This is a genomic window from Brenneria salicis ATCC 15712 = DSM 30166, assembly GCF_003315515.1.
In the GTDB taxonomy this organism is placed as follows: Bacteria; Pseudomonadota; Gammaproteobacteria; order Enterobacterales; family Enterobacteriaceae; genus Brenneria; species Brenneria salicis.
Window position 1 is genome coordinate 1 of record NZ_QNRY01000064.1, and the last position, 14,999, is coordinate 14,999.

At 50.3% G+C, this 14,999-nt stretch carries 13 protein-coding genes and 2 pseudogenes; 5 read left to right on the top strand and 10 right to left on the bottom strand.

The window, feature by feature from the left end; translation table 11 throughout:
* Positions 1-118: 118 nt before the first annotated feature.
* Positions 119-591: pseudogene (locus tag DES54_RS17390) on the top strand (methylated-DNA--[protein]-cysteine S-methyltransferase); the annotation flags it as partial.
* Positions 581-1,237: a DNA oxidative demethylase AlkB gene (gene alkB, locus DES54_RS17395; RefSeq protein WP_113869528.1), complete on the top strand. Its 657-nt coding sequence runs from the start codon at positions 581-583 to the stop codon at positions 1,235-1,237. The pseudogene DES54_RS17390 and the gene alkB, both read left to right, overlap by 11 nt.
* A 110-nt stretch (positions 1,238-1,347) precedes the next feature.
* Here the strand turns inward: alkB and DES54_RS17400 are convergent, their stop codons facing one another.
* The 6 genes and pseudogenes from DES54_RS17400 to DES54_RS17425 all read right to left on the bottom strand — a co-directional run bounded on the left by DES54_RS17400 (position 1,348) and on the right by DES54_RS17425 (position 6,314).
* Positions 1,348-1,605, bottom strand: coding sequence for a hypothetical protein (locus tag DES54_RS17400; RefSeq protein WP_113869530.1), 258 nt, complete (start codon positions 1,603-1,605; stop codon positions 1,348-1,350).
* Positions 1,606-1,668: 63 nt separating this feature from the next.
* Positions 1,669-2,022 (bottom strand): FMN-binding protein, encoded by a 354-nt coding sequence (locus tag DES54_RS17405; protein WP_113869532.1) that lies wholly within the window; start codon positions 2,020-2,022, stop codon positions 1,669-1,671.
* A gap of 70 nt (positions 2,023-2,092) precedes the next feature.
* Positions 2,093-3,469: an MFS transporter gene (locus tag DES54_RS17410; protein WP_113869534.1), complete on the bottom strand. Its 1,377-nt coding sequence runs from the start codon at positions 3,467-3,469 to the stop codon at positions 2,093-2,095.
* A 3-nt stretch (positions 3,470-3,472) separates the two neighbouring features.
* A complete protein-coding gene (gene nrfD, locus DES54_RS17415; protein WP_113869536.1) occupies positions 3,473-4,423 on the bottom strand; it encodes a cytochrome c nitrite reductase subunit NrfD in 951 nt (316 codons plus the stop codon).
* Positions 4,416-5,114 carry a 4Fe-4S dicluster domain-containing protein gene (locus DES54_RS17420; protein WP_113869552.1) on the bottom strand — a complete coding sequence of 233 codons (699 nt, stop codon included), beginning with the start codon at positions 5,112-5,114 and terminating at the stop codon, positions 4,416-4,418. The genes nrfD and DES54_RS17420 overlap by 8 nt, the downstream gene beginning before the upstream one ends.
* Before the next feature lie 568 nt (positions 5,115-5,682).
* A pseudogene (locus DES54_RS17425) lies at positions 5,683-6,314 on the bottom strand (alpha/beta hydrolase family protein).
* Positions 6,315-6,569: 255 nt separating this feature from the next.
* On the opposite strand from DES54_RS17425, the gene DES54_RS17430 reads away from it, so the two are divergent.
* Positions 6,570-7,484 carry a LysR family transcriptional regulator gene (locus DES54_RS17430; RefSeq protein WP_113869538.1) on the top strand — a complete coding sequence of 305 codons (915 nt, stop codon included), beginning with the start codon at positions 6,570-6,572 and terminating at the stop codon, positions 7,482-7,484.
* 197 nt (positions 7,485-7,681) lie between these two features.
* On the opposite strand, the gene ydfZ is transcribed toward DES54_RS17430, so the two are convergent.
* Positions 7,682-7,888 carry a putative selenium delivery protein YdfZ gene (ydfZ, locus tag DES54_RS17435; RefSeq protein WP_113869540.1) on the bottom strand — a complete coding sequence of 69 codons (207 nt, stop codon included), beginning with the start codon at positions 7,886-7,888 and terminating at the stop codon, positions 7,682-7,684.
* A gap of 249 nt (positions 7,889-8,137) precedes the next feature.
* Complete coding sequence (locus DES54_RS17440) at positions 8,138-9,217, bottom strand: tartrate dehydrogenase (RefSeq protein ID WP_113869542.1); 1,080 nt, start codon at positions 9,215-9,217, stop codon at positions 8,138-8,140.
* Positions 9,218-9,324: 107 nt separating this feature from the next.
* Between DES54_RS17440 and DES54_RS17445 the strand changes: the two genes are divergently transcribed.
* Positions 9,325-10,209 (top strand): LysR family transcriptional regulator, encoded by an 885-nt coding sequence (locus DES54_RS17445; protein ID WP_113869544.1) that lies wholly within the window; start codon positions 9,325-9,327, stop codon positions 10,207-10,209.
* Positions 10,210-10,457: 248 nt separating this feature from the next.
* A complete protein-coding gene (gene fhuE, locus DES54_RS17450; RefSeq protein WP_113869546.1) occupies positions 10,458-12,677 on the top strand; it encodes a ferric-rhodotorulic acid/ferric-coprogen receptor FhuE in 2,220 nt (739 codons plus the stop codon).
* 117 nt (positions 12,678-12,794) lie between these two features.
* Here fhuE and DES54_RS17455 read toward each other — a convergent pair whose 3' ends face one another.
* Positions 12,795-14,063 (bottom strand): cytosine permease, encoded by a 1,269-nt coding sequence (locus tag DES54_RS17455; protein ID WP_113869548.1) that lies wholly within the window; start codon positions 14,061-14,063, stop codon positions 12,795-12,797.
* A gap of 21 nt (positions 14,064-14,084) precedes the next feature.
* Positions 14,085-14,774: a helix-turn-helix transcriptional regulator gene (locus tag DES54_RS17460; protein WP_113869550.1), complete on the bottom strand. Its 690-nt coding sequence runs from the start codon at positions 14,772-14,774 to the stop codon at positions 14,085-14,087.
* Between the last annotated feature and the right edge of the window lie 225 nt (positions 14,775-14,999).

Here is a 14,999-nt window from a genome sequence, read left to right on the forward strand (position 1 = left end):
TGAATGCTATGATCGGCATAACTCAGTCCGGTTGGTGATTTGTTTTGATTTGGCGATTGATCAGATCGCTCAAACCGGATTGAGTTCCCTTCAGTGATCTACTATTAGGCGCAGTTATTTAGGGGATGAGCCGCAACAATTAGTGAATGAGTTGCAGGATCTGTTTACGCATGCCCAACTGGTGGGCGGTGATGCGGCGTTTGAGCAACGCATGGCGCAGGTGGTTGGGTTTGTCGATGAGCCGGATGTTGGACTCGCACTACCGCTTGATATCCGGGGGACGGCTTTCCAACAGCGCGTATGGCAGGCATTGCGGGAGATCCCCGCTGGCGAGACGGCCAGCTACCGGGATATTGCGCGCGGATAGGTGCGCCGTCCGCGGTGCGGGCGGTGGCGGGCGCTTGTGCGGCCAACCGTCTGGCGGTGGCCATTCCTTGTCATCGGGTGGTTCGCCACGATGGGGCGTTGTCAGGGTATCGCTGGGGCGTGGAGCGCAAGCGAGCCCTGTTGGAAAAGGAAACGCGGCTTACGCACGATGCAAGTAAGCGTCATCTGGCAGACGATAAGGGAGCGGCCCGTCATGAATCTTGATTTATTTGCGCATGAAATCCCGCAGCAACAAACGGAAACGCTGGCGCCGGGCGCAGTCATCCTGCGTGGCTTCGCCTATCCAGAGACGGAGGCGTTGATGATGGCAATCACTGAGGTGGCGGCGTGCGCGCCGTTTCGCCATATGGTGACGCCGGGAGGCTATGTCATGTCGGTGGCGATGAGCAACTGCGGGCCGCTGGGCTGGATCACCGATGGCTGGGGCTATCGCTATTCGCCTATCGATCCGCTTAGCGGGCAGCCGTGGCCGGCAATGCCCGTTGTTTTTTCTCAATTGGCCCACCGCGCTGCCAGCGCCGCCGGTTTTGAGGATTTTACCCCTGACGCCTGTCTGATCAACCGCTACGATGTGGGGGCGCGAATGTCGCTGCATCAGGACAAAGACGAACATGATTTCAGTCAGCCTATTGTTTCGCTCTCGCTCGGGCTGGGCGCCACCTTTCTATTTGGCGGCTTGAAGCGCCATGAGCAGGTTCAACGATGTTCGTTGCTGCATAGTGATGTGATTGTCTGGGGCGGCGCGTCGCGGCTGCGTTATCATGGCATCTTGCCGCTGAAAAGTGGCGTCGTGCCAGACGGTTTTGCGGGGGAACACCGTTTTAATCTGACGTTTCGCAAAGCGGGATGATATGGATGGGATAAAGCCAGACCGAATCCGCATCAATTGGACTGACAGGCTGGCCGGGGCCCCCTGCCATGTTTCAGGTTACAAAGCGAAATCAGACTGGGGCGAGCATTTTACTTGCTGGTAGAACCGATATAGTTGAGCGCATTTTCTGCCGTGATACGGCCAGAGTTCAGTACAAAGCCGAAGGTGCCCGCCTCCAGCAGTAAATCATAGGTATCGCCATACATCCCGGCTGCGCCTGCGCTGATGATCACTACATCGGCATGCTTCGATATTTCTGGTTTTGCGGTTTCCGCCGCCTGTACGACAGATAATCCCATTATCGACATACACAGGGTCGCCAATAAACGATTTCTGAATATTTTCATGGCATTTTCCTAAGCCGTAATAAAATAAATATATTGTGAATGCAATAGTCAGCGGTTGATGTGCTATTCACTGAGTTTGGCTTGTGAATACGCCTCTTCCGCGGCTTCAAGAACGGCGCCGCTGGTAATACTGGCCCCGGAGACGCCATCAACCTGAATGCTCTGTTTTTCAACCATCGCGTTGGCTAATTCTTTCGCGGCTTCGCCTCCGACTTCCGGGGTTTCGTCAGGCGCATTAATCGTGGCTTTGATTAATTTTCCCTGGGCATCGACATCAATAGTGACGGTGACGTCCCCGCCCAGACCGGGTTTGGCTGCGGAATAGGTCCCGGCCTTAAAATTATTACTTTCTTGCGCGATTACGGTTCCCGTAGCTAAAAAAAGGCAAAGGAAGAGCGTACCCGAAGATGTTTTCATATCAACTCCCATTCAGATTGGTTAAATTAAAAATTAATGACGGACAAAACGAATAACTTTTCTCTTTTATCTATCCCCCATGAATAAAGTGATGGCCATCGTCGTCATTCAGTGATTTAAATACCAGGCAGCAAGTAGGTAACCCCACCCCCAGCAATAAAAATAACAAGCTAAAACTGTTTAAGTTAAAGACGATTTCAAATTGAGAAAGAAATCGTAATATTGGAAACGTCAGAGCCATGCTGACCATAACGGAAATAAGTTGCGTAATGGTCAACATATTATTGCCGCTGTTATACGTGGCGTGATTCAGATTACTAAAGGCCAGCGTACTTTCTGCCGAATGCAGCGTTGAAATCAATATGCCCAGAATGGTCGCGATAATCCCGATCTGCATCATCGATTTTTCCTGCACGGCGACACTCAATGCCAGGATACATAGAGAGGTGAATCCAGTGGTCAACATCAGCAGTCGTCGATAGCCTGTACGTTTTATCATCGGTTCAAACAGCATTTTCGACAGTAACGCTCCGCCGGAAAACAGCAACAGAATAATACTGGTTTCGACTGGCTGACACGCTAATGTTGTTTGCAGCATTAATGACAGCACCACTGGCGTCGATGACAGCAGGATGCGGGTTAACATGCCGCCGAGCACCCCCACCGAAAATGTTCTTATTTCAAATAGCGCTGCCGGAAATAATGCCTCTTTCCTGGTGATGTCTTGTTTGAAGTAAAGAAATGCCAGTCCAATGCCAGACAAGCACAGTAACAGGGCAACCGGTGCGGGAATAATATTTTTTGGCATAGCGGTCAGGATAAGTGCCGTCAGAAATAGCATCATCACCAGCAATATCAGGCCATAAGGATCGGTGCGTCGCTCCGCTAACCGATTTTCATTGGGAATATATTTTCTGGCGAAAAAAAGACAAAACAATGACAGTGGAATATTGGCGATAAAAATAACCCGCCATGAAAAAAGATTAATCATAAAGCTGCCTAATACCGGACCAATCATGGTGCCCAATAACCCCAGTAAGGTGATCCGATTGAGAAAGGTCAGTTTCATGGTTTGCGGCGTCGTTCTTAATATCACGGTTCGGATGATGGGCAACATCAAGGCGCCGCCGATCCCCTGAATAAAGCGAAAGGCGCTTAAGCTGATAAAGGAATTCGCGGTGATACATAACAGTGAGCCCATCATAAAGATACCTATCGCCAGCAGATAGGTTTTCCTTTCTCCCAGACATTCCGCCAGCCAGCCATTGACTGGCGTAAACGCCACCACGGTAATGACATAGGAAATGACGATCATTTCCATGCGCAACACCGGTTGGCGCAAGGAATCCGCGATAGCCGGGATCGCGATGTACAGCATGGTGGTATCCATGGATTGCATGAAAAAGGTAACGGATGCAATCCAGAACAGGGACCATGACGTATTCATCGGTCAGGCTACCGTCATTTGTCCGGCATAGAGCACGAACAGGCGTAGCAAGAACACGCCGAACAGACTCAGCGCCGCCATGATAATCAGGCGTCCTTTACCGGGATTACGTATAAAACCGGCAATCAGGGGTACAGCGATGCCGACGCCGATAATACCGATCCAGAAGACGCCGCCCCAAAAGCCGCTGAGCGCCGTATGAGCGGCCACGGTTTTCTGCCCGCCGCCCAATAACAAACCGATAAAGAAGGCAAACAGCAGGAACAGTTCCGCATAGACCACCGGGTTTTCTATGCGGTGAATGAAGCGCAATGTTGCTCTGCTGCCGACAGACTGGCGGCTCATGGCGCTGGTAAGCATCATCACGGCGATGCCGGACGTGGTGCCTGATGCCAGAAACAGCACCGGGAGAACCGGGTTATTCAGCAGCGGGAACGATTTCAGCGCTGAAAGCAGAAAACCGGTATAGCAGCCGAGCAGGATAGCCAGCACCAGCAGCACGTTTTCAATCAAAGCGGATTTTTGGGCGATAATGGCGGTTGTGCTCCGCATCAGTGATGTCAACGCCGGACGCGGCAGCCGGGCTTCGATCAGGTTGAGTAACCCTTCACGATAGAGGTTGACGAGCCATAGCAGGATGACTACGAAGTACGCCTGAAAGAGCATCACTCCCAGCGACATAATGGACATCGGGTTATAGAACACCATCAGATACCAGAACGCCAGTGGTCGCGTCAGGTGAAAAATCAGAATCACCAGACCGATAATCACCGACAACGGAGCAACGATGGCGGTGGATTTAATCACGATATTGCCGCCGTTGTACTCTGCGGGAATGTAATACTTAATCAGAATCGACAGCGAAACCATTCCTGCCGAAATCCCCACCAGCAAGAGATAAATGGCGATGGGCCAATCCCAGACCAGGGTGTCAAACTGAAAGGCGCTATGCATTGTCGATTTCTCCCCGTCTACCCGGAATTCGATAGAGTTGTGGTTCGGTGCCAAGATAGACTTTTGAGCGATAGGTTGAATTGCCCTTAATCATTTTGGAAATATCGCTGTCGGGATCGTTCAGATCGCCGAACACCAGCGCCTTAGTCGGACATATCTCCACGCAGGCCGGCTGTTTCCCAGCGGCCAGATTGGTTTCCCGGCAAAAGTTGCATTTATCCGCCGTCTTGCTGACCGGGTTGATAAAGCGAACGTGATAAGGGCAGGCGGCAATGCAATAGCGGCAACCGACGCAGCGTTTATCGTTGACATCGACAATGCCGGTTAAGGCATCCTTGAAAGATGCCCCGGTCGGGCATACCGTGACACACGGCGGATTCTCGCAATGCTGGCAGGATTTACGAAAATACTGTTTGAATGCGCGTGATTTTCCCTGCGGCGGAATATCGACCGTTTTCAGTATTTCCAATCGGGTAACGCCATCAGGCACGTTATTGGTGGTTTTACAGGCCCCGATACAGGCGTTACAGCCAATACAACGTTGTTCATTATGCAGCAGACCATATTTCACAGCAGCGGATTTGGCGTTTTGCGCGGGTTCGCTCTGCGCACGTGCAAAGCTGGTATTCCCGGTGACGACAATCGCGCTGCCCATATAGGCAAGAAAACGGCGGCGAGAAAATTCTTCCATAATATAGACCTTCACAACATTGAACTTCACATTGAAGCAGTAACGGCGCTGATGCGGCGTCGGCATAAGAAGTCAGTTATTCCCGTCAGTTTTCAAATCACAGGACGCCGACGTCCTGTACCGTGAAATCTGGCCGGGGATATTGACTGAAAATATTGCCTTTCAGACGATGTATTTACTCGTAATCTCTATTTTTTATTGTTTTTATTTGACCATAGGGCAGGAGGGGTAATTGTGCTCTTAGTCACATTTATTTCTTTGTATATCTATATAAATCACATATCTATTTATTATAAATATCTGTTTTCAGAATGACTCGGTGAATTATTTATTGTGATCAAGCTTGAATAATTACATGTGCGATCACTATTTTTTCAGAATAAAAGTTGAAATGAGATGCATTTTTATTAATGGCGTTTTACATATTAATTGATGCATATCGGATTCTTCGGTTTTCATTTAATTTAATTTTGGCTAAAAATTGATTTATACCTATTTTTTCTGGCGACAGCGCCCAACATTAGCATGCAGAGCATACTGACGTTGGATGCGCAGAGGTGATTCGATGTCAGGGTTTCAGATGTTTATCAAGAAAACTCAGGGTGATTTTCATGATATCCGGTTGTAACCAAGCCGAACCGCCGTGTCCCGCGCCTTTGACGACATAGTAAGTGGAATCGATGTTTTTCGCCGTCAGCGCCTGATGCAGTCTTTCCGTCTGGCGGGGTGAAACCAGCGTATCGGCCAAACCGTGCATAATCAGCAAAGGCGGAGTAGCCTGGCTGATGTAATTGATCGGATTGGCGGCGGAGGCCTTGCCGGGGTAGCGGGAGATCGGACCGCCTTCACTGAATGTGGCGGTGCCGTCAACCCAAGTCGCTGTTGCAGATAGCTGTCTTTATTGGCGTGAATGAAGCCGCCGCCGGTGATGAACAACACGACAGGCAGCGGCGTTTGCGTATTTGGCTGAAGAATATCCATCTTTAATGCGACATTAGGATAGCCAAGGTCTGATGTTTGTGAATACATCACATTGGAAATCAGTTTGAACGACGTGATTTCCGGTTTAACCGTGATTTCATGCTGGTTGGCGGCTGCTATCGTCGCATTTCCGCCGACGGCGCCGGCGAGAATGAGCGATGCCAATACTATTTTCTGGGGGGCATCATAGTCATCTTTTCTAATCCCGTTGTTCGCCATTGGTAAAGGGTCTATCGTCGGGCGAGGTATCTAAAAATAATGAGAGATATATTGCCGGTTATTTATAATCAGAAATTAACGTTATCCTTATAATTATATCGTTTTTTTGTTAAATAACAGTGAATTGGATTTGGACGATTGATGAGTTAACCATGCTGGCTAAAAACTAAGTGTGCATTGGATCACATTTGTTTTTTTGTATATGCATATAATTGTTATCTTAATATATTATAAACGATCACTAATGTCGTAAATATGATTAGTATAAAACGAATCATTTATTACCAGGAGCTTCTCCGAGTCAGGAGCTTTACCAAAGCGGCTAAGGCGCTGAATATATCACAGGCTTTTTTGTCTCAAGAGATAGCACGCCTGGAGATTGAAACGGGAAGAAAGTTGATTAATCGAACCACCCGACAGTTTTCCGTGACGCCATTCGGCCAGCTTTTTGTCGAAAAAATTCATACCTTGATTAAAGAACACTATGAACTGGAACAGTTTGTCAACAGCTACGAAGAAAGCTCGGACGGGGCATTGCTGGTGGGGGTAATTCCGATTTTTAACCGTTTGAGCTATTACACTATTTTTAGTCAGTTTCAAAAATGCTATCCGAATATCGATATTTCCTTTATTGACGGCGTCAGCAGCGATTTATTGGAGAGAGTACGCACCACCAATATTCATATTTCCTTTTCGACGCCGTTTGATGAGTACCTGAATGATCCGTTGTTTAATCATTCCGTTTTTCTGAACGATGAGATCGTCGCGGTGGTGGCTGCGGCGCATCCACTCTCTGCCTGTACGACATTGGAACTGTCACAACTGGCGGCGGAAAAACTGATTGTGCCGCAAAGAGGAACCGGCGAACATGCCGTGGTGTCTGCGGCATTCGCCAAACAGGGCATCAGCCCCTGTTATTTTCGGGAATGCAGCAATATGGATATCATCATGGATCTGGTGATGAACCTGTCGGGTGTGGTATTCCTCTGCTCTTCCGTTGCAAAAAGCCTGAGCGCTTATGACGTGGCTATCATTCCGCTGGAAGTGAAACTGGAAAGAACCTTTGCCGTTAGTTACCTGAAGCGCAGCGTCAATATTCCGATGGTGCGCCTGTTTCTGGATTTTTTACAACAAAATGGCGACACACTCCCACGGTATGAATCATCCTGACGTATCAGGGGGTTAACACCTCATCGCTTTCTTTGTTCGTATCGTCCTGGCGATGAATTTCCGCATTAATCCGTGTCGTTCATTCCTCTGTGCAGGCTGATTCAGTTGCATCATGTCGGGCGCCGCAACGACGCCCGAATAACAAAAGCCAGGGCGGAGAAAAATGGCGCTTAATAACCATAAGGCCCGGTCAAAAATCAGCTACGTCCAAGACGCATGAGCTCTTGCGGGGCAAAGTATCCGCTCACGCCTTGCAGTTCGACGCATTTTGCCCGACGAACCTCTTTGCGTTGCAGATTTTCTGCGTGGATCGCCGCAATCGTGCCGACCAGACCAGAACCGTCTTGCATGACGCGGCAACCGTTGTCGAGCGGATTTCTGTATCTGTCATACGCTTTGTTCACCTTAATCTCCTTCGTTTGACGATAAAAATCGGTTCGATCCTACTGCGCGAAAAAAGGCATCACCAGCGTATTAGCGGGTTTATAGAGAACTTGTATATAGACCATAGTGTTATTAACTGGATTTAATAAGAATTGACGTTTTTTAACCTATTGGCAGCATAAAGTTATCGCAGATTAACTATCCGATGGCATTGATCGCGGATATTTGCGCTGACAGCGGGGGGCATCCTTGCCGATTGTCTCTGGTTATCACAACACTGCTGCAATGGCTTTCCCCAGGGTTTCCGTATTACCGGCGCCACCCAAATCCCCGGTAAGCGGCGCCTGTTCCGGCCCCCGTGCCAGCACCGTCTCAATCGCGCGCAACACCGCCGCTCCCGCCTCAGGATAGCCCAGATGTTCCAACATCATGCCGCCACACCAGATCTGTCCGATGGGGTTCGCCAATCCTTTACCGGCAATATCGGGCGCAGAGCCATGAACCGGTTCAAACAGGCTGGGGAAATTTCGCTCCGGGTTGATATTGGCGGACGGCGCGATGCCGATAGTTCCGGTGCAGGCAGGCCCCAGATCCGACAGAATGTCGCCGAACAAATTGCTGGCGACCACCACGTCGAACCAGTCGGGATGCAGCACAAAATTGGCGGTCAGGATATCGATGTGAAATTTATCGACCTTAATTTCTGGATACTGTTTTGCCATTTCAGCAACCCGCTGATCCCAGTACGGCATGGTGATGGCAATACCGTTGGATTTAGTGGCGGAGGTCAGGTGCTTTTTCGGGCGTTTCATCGCCAGTTCATAAGCGAATTTAAGGATTCGATCGACGCCGACGCGCGTCATTACCGTCTCCTGAATGACAACTTCACGATCGGTGCCCGCAAACATGGTGCCGCCGACGCTGGAATATTCGCCCTCGGTATTTTCCCGCACCACATAGAAATCAATGTCGCCGGGATAACGGCCGACCAACGGCGCTTGGATGCCGGGCATTAACCGGCAGGGACGCAGATTGACGTACTGATCGAACGCCCGGCGAAATTGCAGCAGCGATCCCCATAAAGAGATGTGATCTGGCACGACATCCGGCCAGCCAACCGCGCCGAAATAGAGCGCATCGTACTGGCTCAGGGTAGAAAACCAGTCATCCGGCAGCATCTTTCCATGCTTCAGGTAGTAGTCGGCGCTGGCGAAATCAAACCAGTCCCACTGGATGGCGATATCAAATTTTTCGGCGGCGCGTTGCATGACGCGCACGCCTTCCGGCATCACTTCTTTGCCGATGCCGTCACCGGGGATCACGGCGATGCGGTGCTGTTTTCCAGTCATAAACCATTCCTTTTCACATAAGAGAGGAGAATTGAGTGTATTTCCCTGGCAAATAGTGAACAATTAGTCTTGCTGGCAAGGCATTGTTGAATTTAAGAGAAGAATTTATGTCGACGGTTAACGATCTACGCTTTTTCAGCCGCATCGTGGCATTGGGCAGCCTGACTGCCGTCGCGCGTGAACTGGGGCTCTCTCTGCCCGCAGTGAGCAAGCGACTGACGCAACTGGAAAAACGGCTTGGCGTACAGTTGATCCAACGGACCACCCGGCGTCTGGATCTCACGGCGGAAGGCATACTTTATGCGGAAGGCGCATTGCCGATACTCAAGGAAATTACAGAAATGGAAAGCGCGGTGGCTAAAAACCAGCGTTCGCTCTGCGGCAAGCTCAACGTCAATGCTTCTTTCGGCTTTGGTCGTCGCCATGTGGCGCCGCTGATTTCATCTTTTTCACGTTTACATCCCGGTCTTGAGGTTCAGCTTCAGCTTTCCAGTCAACCCATCAATCTGCTGGATGCCGCCATTGATATTGATATCCGTGTTGGCGAGTCGCCTGATTCACGGTTGATTGCGCGCAAGCTGTTGGATAACCCGCGTATTTTGTGCGCCTCGCCCGCTTATATTGAACGTGTCGGTATGCCGCGAACGGTAGCTGATTTGTCCGCACATAATTGCATTGTGCTCAGGCAATATGAAAGCGACTACGCGCTGTGGCGTTTCTATCAGTCGGGCAAAGAGTTTACGCATAAAGCCTATGGCAGCCTGTCGAGTAACGATGGCGAAGTTATCATATATTACGCACTGGATGGACACGGGATTATTCTGCGTTCGTTCTGGGATGTGCAAGCGTATCTGGCGCGGGGCGAGTTGGTTGTGCTGCTGAACGATTTTGAGATACCCGCGGCGGATATCCATGCGGTTTATCAACATCGACGTAACGTGCCAGCCAGAATCACCTCGTTTATTGATTATTTAACCGGGCATTTAGTATGAAGCATCTGATATGAAAAGAAAACTGCCTGCCTGGTCATTAAGGTTGTGAATTCATTGTCGCCGTAACAGGTTCAGTTATCTCTCCCGTCCGTTTTACGCCTTCTTTCTATTCATTTATAGGGCATTAACGATTTATTGAAATAATAAGCATAATGAGTATAGTTATCATTTTCTTTTCTATAAATAAATGGCGGCCTGACTCGCCCAATATCCCGCTCCAATAATCATTGATTCATTGAGGATAGATTATGTCTTGCGTGACTTACGCTGGGGAAACGCGCATGGGTGCTGCTTCACTGGCGAGAATAAAACCCTTCGCCGTCTCTCTTCTCACTGTTCTGGTTTCCGCGTCGCTGTCGCACACTCAGGCATTCGCAGAGGATCAATCACCCTCGGACGCTAAAGCGGATACGCTGGTGGTCAGCGCTGATGCGAACGCCAGCGCCGACGTTGGCGACGCACAGGATTACAGTGTAAAAGTGACCCGCGCCGGCACGAAAATGTCGCTGGTGCCGCGTGATATTCCCCAATCGGTGAGCATCATCAGCCAGCAGCGTATGCAAGATCAGAACCTGCAAACCATTGGCGAGGTCATGGCCAATACAACCGGGGTGACCGCCAAAAACATTGATTCCGAACGTTCAACCTATTTTTCCCGCGGCTTTCTCATCAATAATTACCTGTTTGATGGTATTCCGACCGTCGTTGATGACATTTGGGATTTTGGCGATGCGGGATCGGACACGGCTATTTATGAGCGCATCGAAGTGGTGCGCGGCGCAACGGGGTTAATGACCGGGACGGGCAACCCCTCCGCGGCGGTGAACATGGTGCGCAAACATGCGGACAGCCGTGAATTCACAGGCGCGGTTTCCGGGAGCTACGGCAGTTGGGATCAGCAGCGCATGGTCGCCGATCTGTCGGCGCCGCTGACGGAGAGCGGCAATGTGCGCGGACGGATGATTGCGGGATATCAGGACAACGATACCTGGCTTGATCGTTATCATAAACGCAAAAAATTCCTCTATGGCGTGATTGATGCCGATCTGACGGATTCCACAACGCTTTCCCTCGGTTACGATTATCAGGAAAGCGATGTCGATAACCCTACGTGGGGCGGCCTGCCGACGTGGTTCACCGATGGCAGCCGCACGCATTTCGATCGCAGTTTCAATCCGGCGCCGAATTGGAGCTATTCCAATAAAACCTCGAAAAAGGTACTTGCCGATCTCGCCCAGCGGTTTGACAACGGCTGGAAGGTGCGTCTGAACGGTACACGCGCCGAAACGGAGTTCGACTCCAAACTGATGTATGCCAACGGATTCCCGGATAAAGATAGCGGGCAACTCGTCGATCCTTATGGCCTGGGGATTGGCGCCTATGGCGGATGGAATAAGGGAACGCGCAAAGTCGATGCCATCGATACTTACGCCTCCGGCCCGTTCGAGCTATTGGGGCGGCAGCATGAGTTGGTGGTAGGCGGCGGCTACAGCAAACAACGTGTCCATTTCTATAATTCTCAATCCACCATTAGCTCGTCCGATATGGGCAACTACTATCACTGGGATGGCAATATTCCCGATCCAGGCTGGGGTGCCTGGACGGATTATGAGCACTCCACCACGCGTCAAAAATCGCTCTATGCCACGGCGCGTTTCTCGCTGGCCGATCCATTGCATCTGATTGCCGGCGCGCGTTATACCGACTGGAGCATCATTGGTTCGACAGGCGACACCAGCAACAACCGGGTAACTCCGTATGTCGGACTGGTTTATGACATTAACGATACCTGGTCTGCCTATGCCAGCTATACCGACATCTTCCAGCCGCAAACCAGAAAGGACATTAACAACAAATATCTGGCGCCGACGACCGGTAAAAACTATGAAGCGGGCATCAAAGGCGACTGGTACAACAGCCGCCTGACTGCCTCGGTATCGGTATTTCGCATTGAGCTGGATCACCTGGCGCAGTCGACGGGGCAGTATATTGCCGGCTCAACGGAAATCGCCTACAGCGCGGTGGATGGCGTTGTGAGCAAAGGCGTAGAGTTTGAGGTGAACGGGGCGTTAACGGACAACCTGCAAATGACGTTTGGCGGTTCACGCTTTGTGGCTGATGATAAAGAGGGCAAATCGATCAATCCGAACCTGCCGCGCACGTCACTTAAGCTGTTTACCCGCTATCAACTGCCAATGCTGCCTGATTTAACGTTAGGCGGGGGCGTAAACTGGCAGAATAGCATCTGGGAGGAAGGCGCGGGGCCTCAGGGAATGGGAACGCTGCGAGCGGAGCAGGGCAGCTATGCGCTGGTTAATCTGTTTGGCCGTTATCAGATGACGAAACAGCTTGCTGTACAGGCCAATATTAATAACTTGTTCGATAAAACCTACTATAACTATCTCGCGCCTTATGCTGTCTACGGCACGCCGCGCAGTGTCTCCATGACGGTCAATTATACCTTCTAAACGTGTCGATAACCCCGGTGGTTTGCCGCCGGGGTTATATCGATTGTCGCGTTTCGGAAAAAACAGCCACTATTTATGTTATGCGTATTGGTTATGTCATGCGTACTGGCGCACTGGTTAGTACATGATTTTAACCAGCCAGTACATTACGCTGGCGGCGATCAGGGAATTGATGGAAGGCACGCCCCATTCGATGGCGAAACCGACGATAGCGCCGACAAGACTGGCCACAATCGCCGCCCAACCGATAAGGGGCGTCGCCGCCATTTCCGGCAGTTTACCTTCGCGCCGGCTGTCATCGAGCACTTTCCTATGGGTGCGCAAAATATAATAATCCACCAGCATAATGCCGATGATTGGCGGGAACAGGACGCCCATTAGGGTCAGAAAATCCACAAACCTGTCCAGAATACCCATGACGGAAAGCGAGGTGCCGATAAAGCCAATCACCAGCGTTATCGACATATAACTGAGCTTTTTCCCGGTGATCCCTTCGATGGCGTTGGCGATGCCGAGCGTGGAAGAGTAGAGGTTGATGTCATTGATCCTCAACGTGGAGAAAATGACCACGATAAGGCCGACTCCGCCTGCCGTCTGGGACATGATGGTCACCACGTCCGCGGTATTCAACGTGCGCGCAATCAAGATGGCCAGACCGTTTACGATAAATTCGCCGACAATGATCGACATCATGGTCAGCCCGAAAACGTGATTGCCTTTGCGGGAGTAGCGGGTCATGTCCGGGGTGATCAAGCTTGCCACAATACAGCCGCCCACCACCATCGTCGCGCCGGCGCTGATTGAAATGGCTTCACCGCCCGGCGACGAACTGAGTAGCTCGCCAATATTATGCCCGGTCAGGGTCATCAGCGAAATATACCCGACAATCAGGATAAATAGCGGCACCGCAATTTTTGCAGTGAATTTCAATGCCCTGAAGCCGAAGGCGACCAGAATGGTCAGCGCCGCGCCTGAAATGGCGGCCGACCAGCCAAACCCCAGTTTATCGCCCATCGCGAAATTAAGCGCTTTGGCGAAAACGGCGTTTTGCACCCCGAACCAGCCTAATAGACTGACGGCGATCACCAGACCGATCATCACGGAACCCACTCGCCCGAATCCGCACCACCTTGCCAGCAGACTGCCGGACAACCCTTCGCGCATCCCGGCATAGCCTAGCCCCACCGTGACCACGCCAAAAATCGCGCTGCCGATGAAAATAGAGACAAACGCATCGGTTAACGTCATCGAGTTACCCAACACCGCACCGAGCATAAACTGATCCAGCGCGGTCAACATACCGATATGGACTAACGCCACATTAAAAAAAGGCAATCTCACATTCATCGGCACCCGGCTGACCGGGTAGTCATCAATATGTTCCATTCTGCAAATCTCTCCTTGTATTTAGATGAACTGAACGCCTTTTGAAATAAGCGAATCGGGAATGTAATTGTCTAATCCTAAATGATGGCAGAATGCCTCAAACTGACTTAAAGAATGTACGCCCGCTTTCTGGTACATGTTGTGAACTCTATTTTCGATAGTTTTATGGGAAACGTTCATTCTTCTCGCGATTTCCTTATTGGAAAACCGTTGAAGAATAAGGAAAAGAACATCCAGTTCAGACTTGGTAAAAAGCGTGGTGGTTAACTCCGTGGTTAGTGTCGAGGGCTTTCTCTGATTGATATAGATCAAGGGCGACAACGTATTGAGTTGCTTTGAATTCCAGATAGTACCGATGCAGACTTTATTCTTATCGAAGATGGGGATCTTTTCACAAATAAAAGGCATTAGCGTTTCATTACCATACCAATAATGCGTTTCAATCACAGCAACGCGCTGCGCGCTACTCTCTGTGCGTCGATCATGCTCTATCATGTCATCGGCCATCTCTGTCCAACTGGCGGGAAACTCCTCATCCAATCGCCCCTCGACATCAAAACGATGTGGCGTATTGGTATAAAGGTACGCCGCCTTGTTCATATAGACATGGCGTGACTCTAAATCTTTAATCCCCCACGGTTCGTCCAGGCCCTCCATCATGGTAATGAGACTACGGATATAATCAGCGTTATCCTCAAGTGATGATGCCATTCCCCCCTCCTTGTTTATACAGTTGATGCTAAGCTCAGCCGATGGTTTTTGATACTAACCCACAGAGACTGGACTTCCAGCGCATCTCACCCTGTTCTTGCCACTAAATAACTGCGCCTAATAGTAGATCACTGAAGGGAACTCAATCCGGTTTGAGCGATCTGATCAATCGCCAAATCAAAACAAATCACCAACCGGACTGAGTTATGCCGATCATAGCATTCA

Coding starts and splice junctions, on each gene's coding strand:
- DES54_RS17410 (WP_113869534.1), bottom strand. CDS start 3,469: ATGAATACGTCATGGTCCCTGTTCTGGATTGCATCCGTTACCTTTTTC.
- alkB (WP_113869528.1), top strand. CDS start 581: ATGAATCTTGATTTATTTGCGCATGAAATCCCGCAGCAACAAACGGAA.
- DES54_RS17455 (WP_113869548.1), bottom strand. CDS start 14,063: ATGGAACATATTGATGACTACCCGGTCAGCCGGGTGCCGATGAATGTG.
- DES54_RS17400 (WP_113869530.1), bottom strand. CDS start 1,605: ATGAAAATATTCAGAAATCGTTTATTGGCGACCCTGTGTATGTCGATA.
- DES54_RS17440 (WP_113869542.1), bottom strand. CDS start 9,217: ATGACTGGAAAACAGCACCGCATCGCCGTGATCCCCGGTGACGGCATC.
- fhuE (WP_113869546.1), top strand. CDS start 10,458: ATGTCTTGCGTGACTTACGCTGGGGAAACGCGCATGGGTGCTGCTTCA.
- nrfD (WP_113869536.1), bottom strand. CDS start 4,423: ATGCATAGCGCCTTTCAGTTTGACACCCTGGTCTGGGATTGGCCCATC.
- DES54_RS17430 (WP_113869538.1), top strand. CDS start 6,570: ATGATTAGTATAAAACGAATCATTTATTACCAGGAGCTTCTCCGAGTC.
- DES54_RS17445 (WP_113869544.1), top strand. CDS start 9,325: ATGTCGACGGTTAACGATCTACGCTTTTTCAGCCGCATCGTGGCATTG.
- DES54_RS17460 (WP_113869550.1), bottom strand. CDS start 14,774: ATGGCATCATCACTTGAGGATAACGCTGATTATATCCGTAGTCTCATT.
- DES54_RS17420 (WP_113869552.1), bottom strand. CDS start 5,114: ATGGAAGAATTTTCTCGCCGCCGTTTTCTTGCCTATATGGGCAGCGCG.
- DES54_RS17405 (WP_113869532.1), bottom strand. CDS start 2,022: ATGAAAACATCTTCGGGTACGCTCTTCCTTTGCCTTTTTTTAGCTACG.